The sequence below is a fragment of the Halioglobus maricola genome (assembly GCF_009388985.1).
Lineage (GTDB): Bacteria > Pseudomonadota > Gammaproteobacteria > Pseudomonadales > Halieaceae > Halioglobus > Halioglobus maricola.
Window position 1 is genome coordinate 302,107 of sequence record NZ_CP036422.1, and the last position, 20,986, is coordinate 323,092.

At 51.3% G+C, this 20,986-nt stretch carries 16 protein-coding genes; 10 read left to right on the forward strand and 6 right to left on the reverse strand.

Features of this window, described 5'->3' with window-relative positions; translation table 11 throughout:
- The gene (locus EY643_RS01325) at window positions 1-1,566 is read left to right on the forward strand and encodes an acetolactate synthase large subunit (RefSeq protein ID WP_152660511.1); all 1,566 of its coding nucleotides are present in this window, start codon (window positions 1-3) and stop codon (window positions 1,564-1,566) included.
- On the opposite strand, the gene EY643_RS01330 is transcribed toward EY643_RS01325, so the two are convergent.
- Window positions 1,558-1,941: a DoxX family protein gene (locus tag EY643_RS01330; RefSeq protein ID WP_152660512.1), complete on the reverse strand. Its 384-nt coding sequence runs from the start codon at window positions 1,939-1,941 to the stop codon at window positions 1,558-1,560. The genes EY643_RS01325 and EY643_RS01330 overlap by 9 nt on opposite strands.
- A gap of 21 nt (window positions 1,942-1,962) precedes the next feature.
- On the reverse strand, window positions 1,963-3,072 hold the full coding sequence (locus EY643_RS01335; protein ID WP_152660513.1) for an NADH:flavin oxidoreductase: 1,110 nt from the start codon (window positions 3,070-3,072) through the stop codon (window positions 1,963-1,965).
- 145 nt (window positions 3,073-3,217) lie between these two features.
- Here EY643_RS01335 and EY643_RS01340 point away from each other — a divergent pair, with 145 nt between their 5' ends.
- Complete coding sequence (locus EY643_RS01340) at window positions 3,218-4,525, forward strand: serine hydrolase domain-containing protein (RefSeq protein ID WP_152660514.1); 1,308 nt, start codon at window positions 3,218-3,220, stop codon at window positions 4,523-4,525.
- Between the two features lie 152 nt (window positions 4,526-4,677).
- On the opposite strand, the gene EY643_RS01345 is transcribed toward EY643_RS01340, so the two are convergent.
- A complete protein-coding gene (locus EY643_RS01345) occupies window positions 4,678-5,796 on the reverse strand; it encodes a glycosyltransferase family 4 protein (protein WP_152660515.1) in 1,119 nt (372 codons plus the stop codon).
- 137 nt (window positions 5,797-5,933) lie between these two features.
- Here EY643_RS01345 and EY643_RS01350 point away from each other — a divergent pair, with 137 nt between their 5' ends.
- Complete coding sequence (locus EY643_RS01350; protein ID WP_152660516.1) at window positions 5,934-6,650, forward strand: FkbM family methyltransferase; 717 nt, start codon at window positions 5,934-5,936, stop codon at window positions 6,648-6,650.
- Between the two features lie 33 nt (window positions 6,651-6,683).
- On the opposite strand, the gene EY643_RS01355 is transcribed toward EY643_RS01350, so the two are convergent.
- The 3 genes from EY643_RS01355 to EY643_RS01365 all read right to left on the reverse strand — a co-directional run bounded on the left by EY643_RS01355 (window position 6,684) and on the right by EY643_RS01365 (window position 9,855).
- Complete coding sequence (locus tag EY643_RS01355; RefSeq protein ID WP_152660517.1) at window positions 6,684-7,817, reverse strand: hypothetical protein; 1,134 nt, start codon at window positions 7,815-7,817, stop codon at window positions 6,684-6,686.
- A 61-nt stretch (window positions 7,818-7,878) separates the two neighbouring features.
- On the reverse strand, window positions 7,879-8,511 hold the full coding sequence (locus tag EY643_RS01360; protein ID WP_152660518.1) for a sulfotransferase family 2 domain-containing protein: 633 nt from the start codon (window positions 8,509-8,511) through the stop codon (window positions 7,879-7,881).
- A gap of 21 nt (window positions 8,512-8,532) precedes the next feature.
- Window positions 8,533-9,855, reverse strand: a complete 1,323-nt coding sequence (locus tag EY643_RS01365; protein WP_152660519.1) for a glycosyltransferase family 4 protein — start codon at window positions 9,853-9,855, stop codon at window positions 8,533-8,535.
- A gap of 178 nt (window positions 9,856-10,033) precedes the next feature.
- Between EY643_RS01365 and EY643_RS01370 the strand changes: the two genes are divergently transcribed.
- The 7 genes from EY643_RS01370 (at window position 10,034) to EY643_RS01400 (ending at window position 20,984) form a co-directional block, all read left to right on the forward strand.
- Window positions 10,034-11,050 carry a beta-ketoacyl-ACP synthase III gene (locus tag EY643_RS01370; protein ID WP_153240857.1) on the forward strand — a complete coding sequence of 339 codons (1,017 nt, stop codon included), beginning with the start codon at window positions 10,034-10,036 and terminating at the stop codon, window positions 11,048-11,050.
- Window positions 11,047-15,336 (forward strand): glycosyltransferase, encoded by a 4,290-nt coding sequence (locus EY643_RS01375; protein ID WP_152660520.1) that lies wholly within the window; start codon window positions 11,047-11,049, stop codon window positions 15,334-15,336. The genes EY643_RS01370 and EY643_RS01375 overlap by 4 nt, the downstream gene beginning before the upstream one ends.
- A gap of 13 nt (window positions 15,337-15,349) precedes the next feature.
- Window positions 15,350-16,321, forward strand: coding sequence for a GNAT family N-acetyltransferase (locus EY643_RS01380; RefSeq protein WP_170287229.1), 972 nt, complete (start codon window positions 15,350-15,352; stop codon window positions 16,319-16,321).
- 100 nt (window positions 16,322-16,421) lie between these two features.
- The gene (locus tag EY643_RS01385) at window positions 16,422-17,795 is read left to right on the forward strand and encodes a glycosyltransferase (protein ID WP_170287230.1); all 1,374 of its coding nucleotides are present in this window, start codon (window positions 16,422-16,424) and stop codon (window positions 17,793-17,795) included.
- Window positions 17,792-18,907, forward strand: a complete 1,116-nt coding sequence (locus EY643_RS01390) for a radical SAM/SPASM domain-containing protein (protein ID WP_152660523.1) — start codon at window positions 17,792-17,794, stop codon at window positions 18,905-18,907. The genes EY643_RS01385 and EY643_RS01390 overlap by 4 nt, the downstream gene beginning before the upstream one ends.
- Window positions 18,904-19,905, forward strand: coding sequence for a glycosyltransferase family 4 protein (locus EY643_RS01395; protein WP_152660524.1), 1,002 nt, complete (start codon window positions 18,904-18,906; stop codon window positions 19,903-19,905). The genes EY643_RS01390 and EY643_RS01395 overlap by 4 nt, the downstream gene beginning before the upstream one ends.
- Window positions 19,906-19,967: 62 nt before the next feature.
- On the forward strand, window positions 19,968-20,984 hold the full coding sequence (locus EY643_RS01400; RefSeq protein WP_240732925.1) for a glycosyltransferase: 1,017 nt from the start codon (window positions 19,968-19,970) through the stop codon (window positions 20,982-20,984).
- The last annotated feature ends 2 nt before the right edge of the window (window positions 20,985-20,986 follow it).

Here is a 20,986-nt window from a genome sequence, read left to right on the forward strand (position 1 = left end):
ATGAATGGAGCAGAGAGCCTGCTTAGCACATTGACCAATAGTGGAATCGATGTCTGTTTTACCAACCCTGGAACCTCAGAGATGCATTTTGTGGCTGCGTTAGATGAGGTAGAAGGCATGCGCTGCGTGCTGTGTCTGTTTGAGGGCGTCATCAGCGGGGCGGCCGATGGCTACGCCAGAATGGCTCGCAAGCCAGCCTCGACATTGCTCCACCTGGGTCCCGGCCTGGGTAACGCACTCGCCAATGTTCACAATGCCAAGAAAGGCTGCGTGCCGATGGTCAATATTGTGGGCGACCACGCAACCTACCACCTGCACTACGATGCGCCGCTGACGTCGGACATTGAGGGCATCGCAGGCCCAGTCTCGCACTGGGTGCATACTTCAGAGGCGCCGGAGCACATTGCGCGCGACGCGGCCGAAGCGATTCGCCAGGCCGGTTCGCACCGCATAGCGACTCTGATGTTGCCCGCTGATGTGTCCTGGGGAGAAAACCCAGCGGGAGCGGAGCCGGCGGTCAGTATCGGTGCGCCAGCGAAGGTGTCGACAGAACGCATTGCAGAGGCCGCCATCAGGCTTCGGTCCGGTAAAAACTGCATGATCATGATGGGCGGTGGCACTGAGGTGACATTGGAACGTGGCCACAAGGCCAGCCAAATCGCCGAGGCCTGTGGCGCGCAGTTGTGTACCGATGTTTTTCCCACTCGAGTGGCCAGAGGGGAGGGCACCGCGATGATTGAGCGCCTGCCGTACCTCGCCGAGATGGCGGTGGACCGGCTTAAGGATGTCGAAGAGTTAATCCTTATTGGGGCGAAATCCCCCGTGTCATTCTTTGCCTATCCAGACGTGCCAAGTGCAATCGCGCCCCCGAGCTGCGAGCACTTTGTACTGGCCGAAAATGAAGATGATATTGACCAGGCCCTGGAGTCATTGATCGCGGCGCTGGATGCGGGTGAAACGCCGCCGCGCATTCACGAGTTGGCGCTCTGCGATGCGCCGCGGGGTGACCTCGATGCCAACACAGCCGCGATGGCCATCGCACATCACCTTCCCCAGGATGCGGTGATTGTCGATGAAGCGATTACATCGGGCATAGCCGTGGCGCCTATGACCGCGACCGCACGCCGCCACGACTGGCTCAATCAGACAGGCGGTAGCATTGGCTGGGGGTTGTCAGCCGCAGTGGGTGCAGCCATTGCTTGCCCGCAACGGAAGGTCGTCTGCCTGGAGGGAGATGGCAGTGCCATGTACACCATCCAGGCGTTGTGGACCATGGCGCGTGAGGAATTGGATGTGACCGTGGTGATATTCAATAACCGCAAATACAGCATTCTGGAATTGGAGTTTGCACGGACCGGGGCTCGTGGCGGAGTGCCTGGGCCCAAAGCGGCGAGCATGCTCGACATCGGCAAGCCCAATATGGACTTTGTGGCCATGGCAACGGGGATGGGGGTGAAGGCTACCCGCGCGAGCACTGCTGAGGAGTTTAGTGCCCAGTTTGCCGGGGCGATGAAAGAAAATGGCCCCCGGCTGATTGATGCGCAGGTTCCTTCGTTGTCAGGTTGATGTGCGCGTGCTCCGCCAGATTATTGCCAGTAGTACCACCTGGATGATCAAGCGTACACTGAGGAATGTTTCCGGGACATCGGGAAACAAGTCGGGGTTCAGCCACATATGGATATTTGCTGGTGTGACACAGATTGTTAGGAGAAAGAGGCCGTTCCCTGCCCACTGCCTGAGTTTTGGAATGAGAATGCCGATTGCGCCGAGAACCTCAAAGACGCCGCTGATGTAAACGATCTCCAGGTGCCAGCCTATCCATGGCGGCATTATGGCCACAAAGAATTCGGGATCTGTAAAGTGGCTGATGCCGCCAACAAAAAACCAAAGGAAGACGATCGCCAGCCCGGCGTTTTTCCAGCTGAGGATTGTTGACAGCATGAGGTTTACTCCCGTCCTTGCCTAGACCAGCTTCGCTAGCATGTCAGTTTCATAGGCGCGCAGGGAATCCATGTTGCCCGCTCGTACTTGGTTTGCCCACTCCGGGTTGGCAATCAATGCCCGCCCTACGGCGACGAGGTCAAACTCATCGGCTTCGAGGCGACGTAGCAATTCATCGAGACTGGCCGGCTCTGCTGCCTTGAAGGACGCTGTCCCGGGGTCAGGTATGAAGTCCGCATTCAGGCCAACGCTGCCCACGGTGATCGCCGGTTTTCCGGTAATCTTTCGAGTCCAGCCGGCAAGGTTCAAATCGCTGCCCTCAAATTCTGGCTCCCAGAAGCGTCGCGTAGAGCAGTGGAAGATGTCTACACCGGCTTTACTGAGGGGAAGAACGAGTTTCTCAAGGCCTTCCGGGGAGTCGACAAGCCTTGCTGCGAAATCCTGTTGCTTCCACTGCGAGAAGCGGAAGATGATTGGAAAGTCTGGACCCACCGCAGAACGCACTGCTTGTATCACCTCGACGGCGAAACGCAGGCGGTTGTCAAAAGAGCCTCCATACTCGTCGGTGCGTTGGTTAACGCCTTCCCAGAGGAACTGGTCGATGAGATAGCCGTGCGCGCCATGGATTTCCACCGCATCAAATCCGAGGTCCTTGGCGTTTGCGGCGCCGCGGGCGTAGGAGGCGATGACCTCGTCGATATCGTCCTTCGTCATGACATGACGATTGACCTTGCCAGGCATGTTCATGCCCGAGGGTGTGTAGCCGTTGACGTCGCCTTCCGGCGGTGTGCCTGCTTTGCGCATGCCGCCGCAGTGCCATAACTGTGGCGCCATCTTGCCACCCTCAGCGTGCACCGCGTCGATAACCTTTTTCCAGGCTGCGAGACGTTCTTCGCCATGGAAGTAGGGAACGTCCGGATATCCGTTTGCAGCGATGTGGTCGATGCAGGTGCCTTCGCTGAGAATCAGGCCAACACCTCCGGCAGCGCGGCGGCGGTAGTATTCAACAACGTCATCGCCGGGAATATTCTGGGGAGAAAGATTGCGCGTCATGGGGGCCATGACGATGCGGTTTGCCAGTTCCAGTTTGCCAAGTTTGAAGGGCTTGAAAAGAACGCTGTCGTGCTGCATGAAATACTCCGGGAAATGGGCCTGGCCTGAGAGTTGAGGGAAAAATCGGACGACCGAGAGCATAGGCCAAATAGGAGGGCGGGTGGTAGCAAATTTCTGCATCAGGTTTCTGTTACAGTTAGCCGTCTCATCTGGAGGGAACGCAATGCCGAATATGCGATGGCTCTTTCTGTTTGTACTGTTCAGTCTGGCTGCCTGCAGTGGTAAATCACTGGAGCTCAAAGTGCCACCGGCCAACAACGATGCGCCACCCGAGGAAGGTCTGTCCTGGGCCAGCCGCGCGGCCATCGACGCCTTTTTTCGCGGCGTGGTCTGGAAGGGAGACCGTTCCGGATTCGTCGCCATGTTCGCCCAGGACGGGCATCTGGTTTACGGCACGGCAGCAGGTTGGGCCAACATTGAAGCTCGAATACCGATGCAATTGGATACCCGGATGCGCTTTGCTTCAATGACCAAGCCGGTTACTGCGGTGTCGGCGATGATCCTGGTCGAAGAGGGCAAGCTGGGGCTTGACGATCCCGTCGCCCAATACGTTCCTGCTTTTTCGGGTCTCAAGCTGGCTACCAGCCACAGCCGGAATGCCGAGGGCAGTTTCGATACCAAAAAACCCAATAACGAATTGCTGGTGAGACACTTGCTCATGTTTTCTTCTGGTATTGGCCCAGGCATCGAGTCGGAACCCACTGAACTTCATGAGTACTGGGAAGCGAACACAATTTATACGGAAGACACGAGGAGCCTCGCAGAGCGCATTGATCGCATGGCAAGCCTGCCATTGTTTGAGGAGCCAGGTACGGCGTGGCGCTACGGATGGTCCGCAGATGTACTTGCCAGGGTGGTTGAGGTGGCGGCTGATCAGCCGTACGGTGATTTCGTTGAAGAACGTATCTTGCAGCCACTGGGTATGGAGGCCACAGCCTACATGCAAGCGGGCGACTCCTTTGAGGATGTCGCTACGGTCTATACCCAGGATGAAAATGGTGACCTGGTGATGGCGAAGCCACGCTTCGACGCCTACTGGACTCCGGGTGGGAGCGGCCTGGTGTCCAACGCGGAAGACTATATGCGCTTTGCGCTCATGCTGTGGAACGGCGGAGAGTACCAGGGTGTGCGTATTCTGGAACCGGCCACCATCGCTGAGATGCGCAGCTTACACATGCCTGAGGGCGTATTAAGCAGCATAGGTATGGAGGGTCTTGGCTGGGGGCTAGGGGTGGCTGTCGCCGCCGATAGCGAAGCCAGCATGGTCCCGGACAATAACGGGGATTTCTGGTGGTCCGGTTTCTTTGGTACCACCTTCTTCGTCAGCCCGGCCACCGGGTTGGTCGGAGTTTTGTTGTCACAAAACGACCCCAAAACGTTCGATGACGACGGCGAGGGCGGGCCGATACATCTCTTCATCGCACAAGCGATTGCTCTGGCCGGCGCACCTGAGCGTGCAGAGGGGGATTAAGCTGTCCTGATTCAGAATGAATGAAGGCAAAGCCGTACATTTTTGTGGGTTCTATGCCCCTGCGCTTAGCAAAGCTTGTCGGGTGAGCAAGTCGCTGTCCTCTGCGCCGCCGGCTTCTTCGCTAAGCTACTGGATTGACCAGCAATGTAGTATCAGGGGAGAGCGTATTTCCGATACAGCCCTTCTAGCTCCACGACGGATCGATCCCAGCTAAAATTATGTGCAACGTGACGCTGAGCCGAATCGCCCATTCTCTTGCAGTTCTCTGGCTCCAGCGCGGTGCGCGCGGCCACCGCTAGGCCGGCACTATCTCCTGGCTCGACCAGGAAACCTGTCACCTTGTCGACAATGACTTCTGCAACCCCCCCGGCTGAATACGCGACTGTGGGAATGCCTGCAGCGGCTGCCTCAGCGAGTACCAGTCCGAAACCTTCTCGACTTGATGGTAGAACCAGCACTTTTGATTGCTTCATCTCGCCTATCACATCAGCGTAGTTTTCTAGTCTTCCAATGAACTCAATATGTGGTCTTCTCGAACATTCCTGTTCAATCTGGGCCAAGAGCGGGCCTTGCCCGATAATGGCTCCTCTGCATTCCAGGGTGTCACAAAGGTCTATGAAGTGTTGGATTCCTTTGCCCGGTACGAGGCGGCCGACGAATATCAGCTCCCGCTCTTTATGGGGCAACGGAGATCTTGAAATTATCTCGGTGGTTACCGCATTTGACACGACATGAACCTGGTCTGGACTACGTTTATAGCGAGAGACAAGTGCATTACGGGTAAACTGGCTAACGGTGATCAGGGCGCGAGCAGGAATGCGAAGTACAACGGACTCTATTGCTCGCGCCAATGGGTCCATCTGGTGGAAGTCATTCCCGGAAGAGGTCCTAACGTCGTGGACGGTTCCCAGCATGGGCGTTCTGGAGAATAGAGAGGCAAAGTAACTGATGAGTAGGGGCGAATAAGTCTGTGCATCAACGATATCGTACTTTGTGCGACACAAATGCCAGAAAAGGCGAAGGCTGTAAGAAGCGAAGTTGTTGAGAGAACGTTGCGGCGGACTTTTTACAAGGCTTCCCAGCGGTAATACATGGATGCCTTCGAAATCACCTTTGCCAGGCTGGCACATACATATCCATGTAACTCGGTGGCCACGAGCCACAAGACGCCGGGATAGTTCATAGATGCGACGTTCGCCGCCTCCTGCGAGACCAGCTACGTGAAATTCCGAAACTATGGCGATATTGAGTTTTCGAGCTTCACGTTCCATGGGGCCGAGTCTACTAATGATCACTGAGTTGAGCTAGAGCAACTTGGTGAAATATCTTCCATGCGCATCTGGTCAGGGTGTACCATGAAATCAGGCCATATTTTTTTGGGCATCCTCGAACGCATCTTAGTGAAAACATGAAGTTACCATCTGAAACACTTCCTTGTACTTTTGCTTACAATAAATTTTGCGGCTATTGCCTGCCAAACTCGTCGCTTCATCGGCCGGCCTCGAAGGCGGTTCAAGCCGGAAGGGCGTACGAAAGGCATACTATCGACTACATGATGGCTAACTGCGGCGATGGTGACATTATTCATGCCGGCGCGTACTTTGGAGATTTTCTGCCCGCGCTTTCAGGTGCTATCACTGATGGGGCCTGCATTTGGTCTTTTGAGCCCAATCTAGAGAACTTTCGTTGCGCAGAAATTACTCTGAAGATAAACAACCTGACGAATGTTGATTTAACGAATGCGGGTTTAGGTGAAGCTGGTTCAATAGGTTATTTGAAAACCGCTAGCCCAAACGGTGTATCGCTGGGAGGAGCAAGCAGGGTTGTTGCGAATCGGCAGGCTGGAAAACCTGGAATTACGTCTATCAAAATAGTCGCAATCGACGAGATTGTGCCCGCTGACCGGCAGGTCAGTATTCTACAACTAGATGTAGAAGGGTATGAAAAGGCTGCTTTGCTAGATTCTTTGGCTCTGATAGAGCGGTGTAGGCCGATTCTGATTCTGGAGCAGTTGGATGGTGGCGCATTGACGGATTCCGACTGGTTTAAACGGAACATCCTTAGCCTTGGGTATTCGGAGACAGCTAAGATTCACTCGAACGTAGTATATTGTGTGTCGCGTTAGTCGCTTAGATCAATGGCAGGCTAAAGCTTTACCTCAAATTTTCAGGCGTCGTTGGTAATGCTGTACCTTCTTATTTATCACTGGGCCATTTGGGCGCAAGATTTTGCATATTTGCATCAATACTAGAGCTTGCGAATAGTCTCCGCGTTTCTCCATTTCTAACGCCAGATCTCTGAGTTCGATTACTCTGGCGGCCAAGCTTGATAGCGTTCTCTCTGCAGTTCTTCCTCTTTCCATCGCTGCGGATATCGCTTGAGTCAATACTTCAAGTTGTTCTTCGCTAAATTGATAATTAGAGTTCGCGCTTTCAGCGGGGCCGTGTGATGCCTTCGGGCTCTCTAGCTGATAATGTTCTGATTTACTGATCATAGAATTCACTTTCTGAACAGCAGGGCGGATATTGTCCAGCATCTGATCCAGGTTCTTTGCGGGTATCTCTGGAATGTCGGGTTCTACTCTTGGTAGTTCGTTGCACAAAGGGTCACTAATGAAAGCCGAGCTTTCCTTGCCGAAGTATTCGCTGAATAGTTTCTGCAGTTTCGACTCTGAGTGTGTCAGCGACCGATTTACAATCGCGTCTTTGGCATCGATCAATACGCTGGGTGACACTTCGAGCCACTGCGCTGCTTTTTCAAGTAGAGCGTCGCGATGCCGAGAGTAGTTGACCACTGTCACCGCAACTTCTAGCCTGTCGAGCTCACGTAATACCTGGATGACATCCGCAGGCGTATTGTATGCAGATGTCAGCGCTGAAATATCTCTAGTCTCTCCTCCCCTTTTTACGAGCTGGCTATATCCCGAAAAAAAGTGTTCCACGGGGTCTCTGATAAACAACAAGGCGCTAATCCTATATCCGCTTTCAAGGCAGGGTCTCAGGTCCAGAGAGCCATTCAGCAATCGGTAATACAGATGTTCATTGGATAAGAGCAGTCTTTTTGCTTGTGGGCAGTCTAGCTCGGCCTTAAGCGCTATCTCTATAACCTCGTCTTTCTGGTCGATGTTTCCTGAGCTAATATGGCCTTGAATGGCTTTTGCTACACCGCAGGTGTAGGCCGGGTAGAAAATACCCTGATTCAAAAGTAGTTCAGATGAGCTTGCAAATACAGTTTGTAGGTAGCTGCTGCCGGTCTTATCGTGTCCCAAATGGAGTAGAAGCTGCTTTGGCATGATTGTGTAGATATCCTTAACAAGGGAAGTGCAAGAAAGCCTCAAATGGCGAAACTGCTAGTCAGGCATCTTTTGGTTGCCGGCTAATTGGCCGTCCAGCATATTCTTCGTAGAACATAAGGTCGCTAGAGTAAGCTTCTTCAATCTGCCTTCTGGTGTTGGGGGACAGGTTTTCAACGGAAATTTTTTGTGGACTCTTGTTAGCGTGAGGCATGTTTGCGTCGAGGTCCAGGTGTTCGCAGACCCGTTTGAAGTCGCTTTGCAAGAATTCATATCGAATTAGGAAATCCACCATGGGTTTGCCTTTCCCGTTACAGAATCTCAAGTGTTGATCCCTCAGCTGCCATTGCTTGCGGGTAACCCGCCTATTCAGGAACTCCTCGATTGTGGAGTCTCCTGTATATTGAGCTGTGCCACGAAAAGCCGACTTTGTGTGGGAGTTATAGATACTCAAAAACCATGATACCGGCTCTCGGATCACCCCAAATCTTATGTAGCTTTCAGCGTCACCGAGATACTTCCGGGGCCAGTGATTGATGAATTGACGTTCCAATTCGAGTGCGGACATATGCTTCCCAGACCGGGTAGTTTTTACATGTATATCTGCGTATTTCCGCAGTGCCGCTTCGATGGATGTTGAGGCGGTTTTGATATTCGCTATAAAAATAAAATTCTTTTGTCGGGACAGTATCATCGAATAACTCTATTCAGGAGGTCAGTGCGCCAGCGATTGGTAGACTGCGTTGAGCCGCTGATTGACCACCGTTGGAGAGAAATTCTTCGCTCGGGTCAGACCTTTCTCACTCATTGAGGCCAGGTCGCTGCCTATAAGCAGGTTGTTGATGCCGTGGCGAATCGCCTGCGTATCATAGGGGTCAACTTGGAGTGCTGCGCCGTGACTGATTTCGCCAAGAGATCCATTGTCAGAAGTCAGCACGGGCGTGCCAAGTGTCATTGCTTCGAGAACGGGGAGGCCGAAGCCCTCATACAGAGAGGGAAACAGTAGTGCCCTCGCACCCCGGATCAGTGAGATAACGTTGGCGAAGGCAACGTAATCCAATCGGATAACACGCCTGGACTTAAGGATCTTTTCTCCTTGAATGCTAAAATGGGATGTGAGTTCCTGATCCCATGAGGAGAGTTCATTCTCAGCCAGCCAGGCATCTGACCCAACCATGACTAATGGAAAAGTGCTGTCACTTCCCAGGAAAGCCTCAAGAAGCCGGCCCACATTTTTTTTGGGCTCTATGGCGCCGAGATAGAGAAAGTACTCGCCTCTTTTCAGGCCGTACATGTTGTTCAGTAAGTTAGTGAGTTCATGTCTTGAAGACGAAGTGAATTTTTCTGGGAAACTAACCGACTGGTAGGTGTTATGAACAAGACTGCTTTGCGCGCCTAGCAGGGTGCAGATGTCTCTTTTTGAATTCTCCGATACCGTTACTACTGCATCAGCAGTGGCAACGATTTTCTGGCAAAGCCCCAGATAGGACTGTTTGTCATCCAGGGTGGTAAACGGTAGCTTTAGCGGAACGAGATCATGAATAGTATATATATTTCGCGCGCCTGCTATGCGCAATGGAAGTGGATAAGTCCAGTGCGCGATGTCTGGGGGGTCGTCGAGCTTGATAGTGATAAAGCGCCCTGTCACTCGAAAGTACACCAGGCTGGCATAATAAAGGTGGGGAGCGTTGTAGATATGATCGTAGCTGGGTAATCGTGATTCTATGTGCTGGCTCAGGACCTGGCCCTTAACGGGAATGTAGTCTGGGCTAACATGGCCGGTCGCCGTTGCAACAACGGACTTGAGTCGTGTAAAGAAGTGGTCGAAGCTGGCTCCTGCCAACATGCGAGCGTCGGGGTGATCGAAAAAGAGAACTTCTTTGAGAAACTCATTCTGAGTTTTGGCCATGGGGACATCATAAAGAACGCTAACTTCGTGTCCCATGTCCTTCAGAGATCTGGAGAGGTTGCGGGCATAGGTCGCCACTCCTGTTCCTTTTGTAAGCGCCAGATTGTAAGCATCTATCATTACTTTCATGAGAAAAACATTGTTACCTCGGGTAGACTCAGTACTAATGGATTTGCCATTTTCATATCTAGAAATGGATGCTGTTACTCAATCGAGTAACAGTATGCCATAGGCTTTTGCAGGTATCAGCATCACGAAGAAACCTAATTGATTGATAGCTTTCAAATCACTTTTTGAGATGAACGCAATGACAATAAGCAGGGCAGCCATTACTGCCACAGGCGGGTATGTTCCAGACAAGATTGTGACTAACGCTGAGATATCGGCGGCTGTAGACACAAGTGATGAATGGATTCTTGCGCGTACCGGCATACGGGAACGCAGAGTGCTCGAGCCGCCTGCGGCCACTTCCGATATGGCGGTTATCGCTGTGCAGCGTCTGTTAGAAGAGAGAGGGTTAAGTGCGCTGGAGATTGACCTGATAATCTGCGCGACGGTATCCCCCGATCATGTATATCCAGCAACTGCTAATATTATCGCGACCAAAGTCGGTGCAAGCAATGCGTGGGGCTATGACATCGGAGCGGCTTGCGCGGGGTTCTTGTTTGCGCTCTGGACCGGAGCCAAGTTTGTGGAGTCCGGGACCCATGACAAAGTCATCGTTGTGGGAGCAGACACGATGTCCAGAAAGACTAATCCCCGAGACCGAGAGACCTGTATTCTATTTGGTGATGGAGCAGGAGCGGTGCTGCTTGAGCGCGATAATCGAGGATACGGGCTCATAGACGGGATAATGAAGTCCAATGGTAGTGGCCAGGAATTTCTCTACCAGAAAGCCGGAGGTAGTAAGTATCCTAGCACTGAGCAGAATGTTAAAGATGGCGATCACTTTGTCACTCAGTCTGGAGCCGTCGTTTTCAAACATGCAGTGAAAGGATTTACTGAAGTCGCTCGGCAAATTATGGATAGAAATGGATTGGGCCCTGGTGATCTTTCGTTCTTTATACCTCATCAAGCCAATCGACGGATTATTGATTCCGCGTCTTCGAATCTGGGTCTGGCTCCGGAGCAAGTGCTGTTGAATATTGACCGGTACGGCAATACAACGAATGCTTCGATTCCACTGTGTATTTGGGAGAACGCGGATAATTTTGAGCCGGGTCAGAACATTATACTGGCGAGCTTCGGTGGCGGATTTTCGTGGGGAGGGATATATCTAAGCTGGGCTTCGGATGGGGCCAGGCTCGAGGAACTTTCGCTTTGACGCGAATCGCGCTGGTCTGCAGCGAGCCTATCCGGGATTGCATGGCGGGTTCAGGAATTCGCTATTTCGAAATGGCACGGGCTTTGGCAGACGGCGGGTTCATCGTGAGCTTATATAGCCCGGCACCGTTGGACGGCACTGACTCCGGCCCCCTTCTAGCAGACAATTTTCGAGTGAATTACATAACAGAGCTGGAAGGAGTGGCCGCAAGCGCGGACATTGTCATCGTACAGGGGCATCTGTCTAGGGATATACTTTCTGCGCGCGCTAACGCTTTCGTTGTCGTTGATCTCTATGACCCCACGTTAGTCTCCCATGCCTGCTACGCCGATGAGCAAGGTTCAGGGTTATTTGAAAAAGAGTATTTGCAATGGCAGGAAATGCTGCGTTACGGCGATTTCTTTCTATCTGCCTGTGAGATTCAGAGAAGCTTTTACCTGGGGTTACTAGCCGCTGAAGGGCGAATTTCGTCCGATCTACTATTGAGGGATCCCTCGCTCCGAAGCTTAATAGACAACGTTCCCTTTGGTTTGTCTTCCGATGTTCCCGATCACGATCCGTGGCTACCGCCGAAAGAACAGGGGCAGTTCAGGATACTATTTGGTGGCTTGTATGATTGGTATGATCCTTGGACATTACTATACGCGCTCGATGACGAGCGATTGGCGGACTGCTGTCTGCTAATTGTCAGAAATCCTAATCCGGAAAGCACGCCACAGCGACTCCTTGAGGAAGTGGAAGCGTGGTGCCGAGAGCGAGAGTGGCCCGAGAGTCGTTTGCAGTTAGTTGATTGGGTTCCCCATAGAAGGCGGTACGATCTCCTCAGGGATGTAGATCTACTGGCCTGTCCTCATCCGGATTCACTGGAGTCCACTCTCTCATTTCGAACTCGCTTTATGGAGGCACTCCAGGTTGATTGCCCTGTTATTGCGACCGAGGGCGGTGCTGCTTCAGAGCTGGTCAAGAGTGCTGATAGTGGGGCTGTTGTAGCCCCCAGGGATATTGAAGGGCTACGTAATGCGATCTTGAAAAGAGTATCTTTGCGGCTTAGAGGCGACGAGCTCCATACTGCTGACAGCATCGACCTGAATAGCTATCAGTGGCGAGAGTGCGTTAAGCCACTCTCCGATTACTGTAGGCGAGTCATGTCGAATGGCATTACCATTGCTGAAACAGAGGCAACAGATTCGAACTGCGGCGGCTCAGGGTACTGTAAAAGCGTCTATTCTGTCCTTATAGCGACTTTTAATCGAATGGATGTGCTTCCGGAAGTTATAACAGCGCTTGAAAATCAGCAATATGCCCCTCCATTTGAACTCATCATCATCAACGATGGATCTGAAGACGACACTCGGCGTTGGCTGGACAGCTACACATTCAAGTGCCCGACAAGGGTGGTTCATCAGAGTAACGTAGGGCCAGCGAAGTCACGCAATCTCGCTATTGATATGGCTCTAGGGGAATACATAGCCTTGTTGGGTGACGACACCGTGCCTGCCAAGAATTGGTTGCAGTCGCTTTTTGAAGCCCAGTTGCAACACGACTACAGCTGCGGGCGTGACTTAGTTGCTGTTGGCTACACGGAATGGCATGAGGCCATTGTTCCGACGCCTTTTTTGAATCACCTAGACAGCACGGGCTGGCAGTTTGCCTTCGACAAAATCAAGGACCCGGAATACCTTCCCTTCAATTACTTTTACGGTTCCAATCTTTCGGCCCGACGAGCCCTACTCCAGAGTGAGAAATTCAGTACCGAGTTTCCTTTTCCAGCCTGGGAGGACACTGAGTTGGGGTACAGATTGTTCAAAAAAGGTTGTCAGATCCGCTATGTTTCCAGAGCGGTAACGCGGCATCAGCACCCTACCGATATTGCTCGGTTTGCAGAGCGTCAGGAAAAAGCAGGTTACAGTGGAGCGGTATTGAGTGAATTGCATCCTGAGCTGGCGCCCATGACATGGCCAAAGCCGTGGACATTGAGATATGAAAAGCTTGCTGGCATTGCCACATTCCTGTCGATCTGGTCTGGCAGGGTCGGGCTAGCAGCTCCCGCGCTATGGGACGCTGTATTGAATCTGAGGTATGCCAAGGGCACCGCGCGCTACTTGCGCCGAAAAGACATAGCTGGATCTCTGGACATATCAGCTCTTGGGCCAGTTTATCAATGGCCGATTATCTACACGCCCGCTTCTGAAAACATACAATCCAACACAGGGAAAGTATCGCAGGAAAAGTTAATGTGTACGGTTGGGGAGCATTCCAGCGGGCACTGTCTTTACGGCCCAGGGCTTCGCGTCTATACCGATGAGGAGCTGGATGTCAGGTTTTATCTGTCCGGTGACGTGGCGTCAGAGGGAGATCTTCCGTCAGTCACCATCGATATCTATGACGCTGGTGAGGGAGTAATACTTGAGCTATTGCAACTAAATAATGCAGATCTAGTAGACGGCTATATATCGCTGCCATTTACCGCTAAAGAGGGGCAGATACTGGAATTCAGAGTCTACTGGCATGGGAGATGTCAGATAGTGGTAGAGCGCGTGGAGGTGCATGCTTCTGCTGATGATTCCTTATCTCCAGTCGAGTCCATCACTGCGCCGCCCGCTATTGCTGACGTCCGCTATGTTACTGCTGTGCCAAGTTCGGATAGTAGCTTTACTGCCATCAATACAGGCTGGAAACTCAAGCGCAGTCCCGCAGGCCGGCTTGCGCTATATCTGCGAATAGATCCTTTGGCAGCGGTTGAACTCGGCTCTTCCTTTGACCTGGTGGTACAGTACCAGGACTGTGATCGAGGGCAGTTGATATTCGAATATACTCCTACGCCATTAGGCGAGGGTAATGATCCGCAATGGGCCGAGCTCAGCCGACATGAATTCATCGGGAGTGGTGAGAAGCGCTGTGCAGTTCTTCGTGCCAATGATGCCCGCTTGACTGGTTCACACGCAGGTGCAGACTTCAGGTTGGTCGTGCAGGGTGCCAACGTCGAAGAATTTGATGTTTTCCAGGTTGCGCCGATTATGAGCCCGGAGCGACGGGATAGCCGCCATAGTTATATGCTACACGGCAGATATTCGGTTCCTGGTGAGCCATCGAAGCTTGCTTTCGATTTCCCGGGAAAGCCCACGGTCAGTATTATCATCCCTGTGTACAACAATTTTCACTATACCCTGCAATGCCTGCACGCAATCTATGGGCACTCTCCGCCGATCTACGAAGTTATTATTGTTGATGATGGCTCCACGGACGAAACAGCTGACGCGGTATTGAAAATTCCAGGCGTTCGCCTCGTCCGCCAGCCTTCCAATCTGGGTTTCGCCAAGGCATGCAATAAAGGCGCTGACCAGGCGAGTACTGACTGGTTTCTGTTTCTGAACAACGACACTGTTCCGCAGCCTGGATGGCTGAGCTCACTTATCGCTTGTGCAGAGAGAACTCCGGAATTTGGCACCGTTGGTAGCAAGCTGATATTTCCCCAGACGGGAGAGATACAATCTGCCGGGGTAAAATTTGGCAAATACATGTTGCCTGAGGAGGACCAGCAATATGTTCAACCGACTAATCCGACGGCCGATGTTGATCGAGAGGTCTATGCTTTAACAGGCGCCTCATTTCTGTTTTCAAGGGAGTCGTTTTTCAAAGTGGGTGGTTTCGATGAAGCCTACCAGAACGGGTTCGAAGACACTGACATCTGTCTCAAACTTTTGGAGGTCGGTCGCAGAGTGATTTTATGTGCCCGTAGTGAAGTTTTGCATTACACCTCGGCATCAGAGGGTCGGTTTTCCAGTAAGAATGACAAATCAAATATGGAAATATTTCGTCGGCGCTGGCACAGATTTCTGCGCGATAAACAATGTTATGTGTCTGAGCGGTATCTCGGTCCAGAAACTCTACCACTGGAATACAACGGTGATTGCCAGAATTTTAAGTTTCAAACCGGAGAAAGGAGAAATGGGCAGGTTTATTGTGAGCCAGGCACTGACCCAGATGGGCACTGTGCGTTTGGCCCCAATTTCTTTGTAGGCAAAGATATGGGCATAAAAGCCATATTCAACTTGGATGTGCCTGCTCGAGAAGGAGAGAAGACGCTACTCACGCTGGATATCTACGACTGCGCCAACGATCAGATTCTGGTGATCGAGAACTTTAGTGCAAAAGACGTCACCCGCGAGGCTAGTAGCCTGGAGGTCGAAGCGAAAGAAGGGCAGATACTGGAATTCAGAGTATATTGGCATGGTGGTAGCGAGATTACTTTCCAGAGTGTTGAACTGCGAGAATTGAATGGCTAGGGAGCTCGGCCAAATGAAGAGTACGGCGAAGGCATCGAGATGGGTGGTTAGCGACATGTCGGTGGCAGACCGCGAGGAGATAGCTTCACTTTTTGAGCGCGTTTTTCACCAATCGATGAGTACTTCGCTTTGGGATTGGAAATATGCAGCAGGAAGAGGAAGCGCTGTCGTAGCCCGCTATAATGGAAAGATTGTTGCTCACTATGGTGGCATAAAACGAACGCTACTTAACAAGGGGCAGGAGCAAGAGTCAGTTCAGTGTGTTGATACCATGGTTGACCCCACGGAGAGAGGTAGCCTGAGTCGCCATGGCCCCTATTTCCTAGTGGCACAAGCGTTTTTGGATCGTTATGTCGGATACGGGCGTGAATACGAATTCGGCTTTGGCTTTCCCAACAGCCGTGTGATGCGCTTGGGCGAAAAAGTAGGGATTCAGGCGCAGGTTGACGAAATTGTCGAGCCAGTGTGGGATTCCAATGCAGTGTCCCCTTTCTCTGGTGCTGTTCTGGACCTATCGGTAGATGCAGACGTCCTGGAGGTTGACTCACAATGGTCGAAAATGTCTGCTTGTTTTGGCGAATCAATTATAGGATTCCGTGACTCATCCTACTTGCGTTACCGTTACGCAATGAACCCAAGCTATGAATACGAGTTGCTGCTGATCTCTTCAGTAGACAAGTCTGATAATCCAGGGGTGCTTGTGTTGAGACAAGAGGGGGCCAGAATTCTAATGCTGGATATTGTGGGAGAATGTAAATATTTTCCCGCTTTAATTCAGCACGCCCGTTCAATGTTGAAGAGTCGTGGTTGCACAGAGCTTTATACTTGGGTCACCGAGTCACATTTCTCGTTGCTTGACCATGAGGTCAAGCGTGTCGATCGTCCCGATGTTCGTATCCCAACCAGTGTTTGCACCAACGGTCCTGAGCCTGAAGAGCTTCGTGGCAGATGGTGGCTGACCGCCGGCGATGCCGAGTTCAAGTAACAGTATGCATGAATCTGACCTAGTCCCATTTAACACGACGAGCCCACCGGCTGGGCCCTGGCTGATTTTCGCTCCCCATTACGACGATGAGTCCTTTGGAATGGGTGGTAGCATTCTCCAGGCGGTGTCTCAGGGCCACGATGTCGACATTGTCTTCATGACGAATGGAGCTGGGGGCGGCACTGGTAGTGAGAACGAAGTGACGGCGATTCGCGAGAAAGAAGCTGTCTCAGCGTGTGAATATATGGGCGTAAAAGGTTATAGATTTTTGCGACAGGACGACAGGCAGCTAGAGCTGAGTAGTCAGCTTGTAGAATCTATTGCAGGTATTATTCGCGAGCTCAGACCTGCCTCAGTATTCTTCCCGTCTCCTCTGGAATATCACCCGGATCATCGCGCTACTGCCGAAATTGTCTGGGCATCAGTTCAAACGCTCCAAGGAAATAGTCCCCGACTCTTTTCGTATGACATCGGCAATCAAGGGCCCTGTAATGTTCTCCTGGATATCAGTGCCTTCAGAGAGAGAAAGCGACAACTGATGTCTCGCTATGTGTCGCAGGTAACGAAACACCGTTACATTGAGCTGGTTGAGGCATTGAATATATCGAGAACCTTCACTCTGCCTGAGCAATGCGATGCGGCGGAAAGTTTTTTCGAGTTCAAGTATCACCCTGGACTAACCATTCAACACGCGATGGAAAGTTGGATGGCAAGGTTTTTCGAGGAAAGTGAGCCCCATAACAGGCTGGTATCTGTCATAGTCCGAACGAAAAACAGGCGTGAGATGTTGAATCATTCGATCGCGTCCCTCGCGCAGCAATCACACCAGAAAATGGAGTTGATCATTGTCAATGATGGGGGAGAAGATGTTGAAGATCTGGTGTCGGAATACACTCAGGTCTTTCACTCCGTCAAATACATATCATGGCCATCTGGACGAGGCCGCTCCGCAGCGGCTAACGCTGGCATGGATATGGTCACTGGCGACTTTTTCCTGTTTCTTGATGATGATGATTGGTTTGACGCAGGTCATGTAAGAAACTTGTTAACGGCCCTGGAAAGTTCCAACAGCCTGGTGGCTTACTCCGGAGTGAAAACGATAGCTACTGACCCAGCCTCGGACTCTGATGGTCGCGTATTTAGCGAGCCGTTTGATCGACTTAAGCTCTATAGCAATAACTACATACCCATTCATGCAGCTTTGATTGATGCCTCGGTGCTAGACACTGGGTGTCGCTTTGACGAAAACCTTGACGTCTATGAAGATTGGGATTTCTGGTTGCAACTATGCCAAATCTCTCCAGATTTTATTCACGTTGATATAGTTAGCGCATACTATCGTGTAGGTGGTGCACATGGTTTCGGTCTACGTGGAGGACGCGAGGACCTTCGGAGGATGATCTACGCACGCTGGTGCAAGACCTGGCGCTTGGACGATATAACAGAGCTTTTGACAAGGCTGGAAAAGCATTGACTGCTGAGATTCAAGCTCGGATTTCAAGCCCAGCAACTCGATCGAACGTGATTGTTGAACCTTATCTTCACGTGCAGGCCGAGACGATATATAACCCGATTAACGATCGGGTTTACGAGAAAAATAGCCCCGGATTTTCGAAGCTTGAGCGTTTGCTTAAGGATCCATCTGGCCTAGCTGAGCTAGAGGTGGAGCAATGCAATAAGTGGCTGCGAGATGGTTGGCTGATCATTGATGATGACACCCGAGATCGTCGCTTTAGCTTGAAATACGTTTCCTTTGAAGCTAATTCCAACTGTAACCAGCGTTGCTATTTTTGTCCTGTCTCTGAGGGACCTCGTGAGTCCTTGGTTATGCCGATGGAAGCCTATCAGGAAATCATTCATAAGCTGCTGCCGTACCGGGATACATTAGAGGCCGTCTTTCTATTCATTTTCAATGAGCCGACCCTGGACCCGCTCCTTCTTGAGCGTATAGCCCTGCTAAAACGGTGCGAATTACCAATAGCCGTCAACAGCAACGCCACCGGCCTTACGCCTGATTTGGCGGAGAAAATAATCGAACTGGGAGGGTTAGATTTCCTTTCCATCAATCTATCTACACTCGACCCTGCTCAGTATCGTGAAGATCGTGGTCTCGACCATCTACCGGTGGTGCTCAAAAATATGGACTACATATCGAATAGACCACTAGCAAAAATAATGCGAATCGCCGTGTTGGGTAATCAGGATATTATCCACCAGCAGCAATTAGCACGTATTAGAAAGCGATTTATGAATACGCGCTTTGACGTCCAAGATTATGGGTTGGTGGCGCGAACTGGTGAAGCGGCGAGCCGAAAGGCTGGCCCCAATGAAGCCCAGCGACCGGTGGGCTGTGACAATCTCGGATCCAGGTTGCTGCAACATTTGCATATAAATGCTGATGGTTCTTGTACGATCTGTTGCGAAGATTATCTGGGGCGCTATCTACTTGAAAGCCTACTGCATCAGTCCCCCAGAGATATTCTTACAAGTGAAAAAGTCGCGCAGCTGCGTCGATGGACCTATGGGTTGGAGCATCCACCAGCTGATTATATATGCAGAAGTTGTGAGGCTGCCCTAACGGAATGAAGATTCTATACGTGCTGGCGGAGCCCACCCTGGGTGGTGGGGTCAAGGTCGTATTTCAGCATGCTGATTTGCTTTCAAAACTCGGTCATAGCGTACACATACTGGGCAATGGTGACAGGCCAGATTGGGTCGCAGCCCATGTTGGCTACAGCAATCTAATGAAAGGCTGTCTTGGTATTCCGGTGCAGGACCTTGTGATTGCCACCTACTGGACAACCGTGAAATTTGCAGAGCAACTGATGCTGGGTCCGGTCGTTCATTTCTGCCAGGGATATGAAGGCGGCCTTGTACACATGGAGGGGCATCTACAGGAGATCTATAGCGCTTACTCGCGGCCATCTCCTGTTTTGGTTGTCTCTCCTCACTTGGGCGACTTGATGAAATCTCAGTTTAAGAGACCTTCGTTTTTGACGCCGCCCTCTATCGATCTAAACTTCAAGCCGAGACTTAGGTTTTTTCCACAGGAGCGCCCAATCGTCCTGGTGCACGGTATCTATGAAGCAGAGTCGAAAAATGTAAAAACCGCACTGCGGGCGATGCAAATTCTCAGAGAGGACGGGTTTGATTTTACATTGTGGAGAATATCCACTTTTCCCTTATCCCGTGAGGAAACTTGTATCATAAGGCCTGATCGATATATGCAAAATTGTCCACCTGAAACGGTCGCGCAGTTAACGAGAAAAGTGGACATCGCTCTCTGCCCTTGTAATGAGAGCGAGGGATTTGGGCTGCCTTTACTCGAGGCCATGCAGAGCCAGGTTCCAGTAGTGGCAGCGGATACGCCAGCGAGCAGGTTTGTCACTCAGGGGATGTTAGAGCTTGTGCAAACCTATGACGCTCAAGCATACGCGCAGCAAGTCAAGTTGGCGCTCAGTCAGCCTGTAACCTGGCGGAAACTGCGCAAAGTTGGAGCCAGGGCGGCCCGAAGATTTAGTCCTGAGAATATCGCTCGAGAGCTTGATGTAGCTATTCAAAACGCACACCAATTAGTACGGTGAAGCTTTCGGTCATCTACATCCACTACCATACAGAAGGATTGCTGGGTACTTCTATTAGGCACATGCTCGCGAGCCAGTTTAATCGGGAACTCGCTGTAGAGTTTATTATTGTCGATAATGGGAGTTCCTGTTCTCTGGAAAAGCACATTCCTCAGTGTAACTATCGGCTCATAACACCTGGGAAAAACCTTGGCTATGCAGGTGGAATTAACCTGGCATTGACTTGCTCAGACGCCGAATATGTTTGTGTCTTGAATCCTGATGTATATCCTCAGCCAGAATGCCTCCCACTTTTATTGAGTGAGGCCATTGCAAGGAAGGGGATTGTTGGTCCTCGCATGTATATAGATCCCGGTTGCAGGATGCTCTTACCGTGCAACGAGGAGCGTACCAGACAAGCAGAATTTTTCAGGACGATAGGAACTCGGAGCAGTTGGCTTTTGCAGCATGCGAGGCATCGATGGCGCCACCATCAGCGCACATTTATGGAGGCTAGAACGCCTGTGGAAAGCCATGATTTAAGTGGTGCGATGTTAGTTTTCTCGCGGGAAATATACGACTCTGTTGGGCGGTTTGATGAACGTTTCCAGTTGTATTTCGAAGAAAGTGATTGGTTGAAGCGAGCGAAGAGTGCTGGCGCCCCCGCGTTCTATATTCCATCAGCTGTTGCTCTTCACCTCTATAACCAAAGTGCCGTATCACAGAAATTCGCACAAAAGTGGATGGAAAATTCGACTTCGTTGTTCGCTCAACTACATTATGGAACGGCTTTTCGTCGCTTGATGTCATTTCTTGCGAAGGAAAATCTTGAGCAGGAAAAGAGTGTCCATGAATTACTAGATATTGGCGAACTTAGCCTGAGAGATCTTTCCCAGCATCACTTTCCTGTGTCTGTGGAGCTGGCCGCCTACCCTGATGGTTTTCCGGGGCTTATTGAAATAGTTGGATATGGTGATCGAGACTATTGGGTTTTTTCTGCAGATGCATGGGAGACGCTAGCGACCGGGCATTATATTGTTCAGGTGGTTAGTTGGAGCGGGAAAGAACTAAGGCGATCGAAGGTCGCGCGGAATGTGTAAAG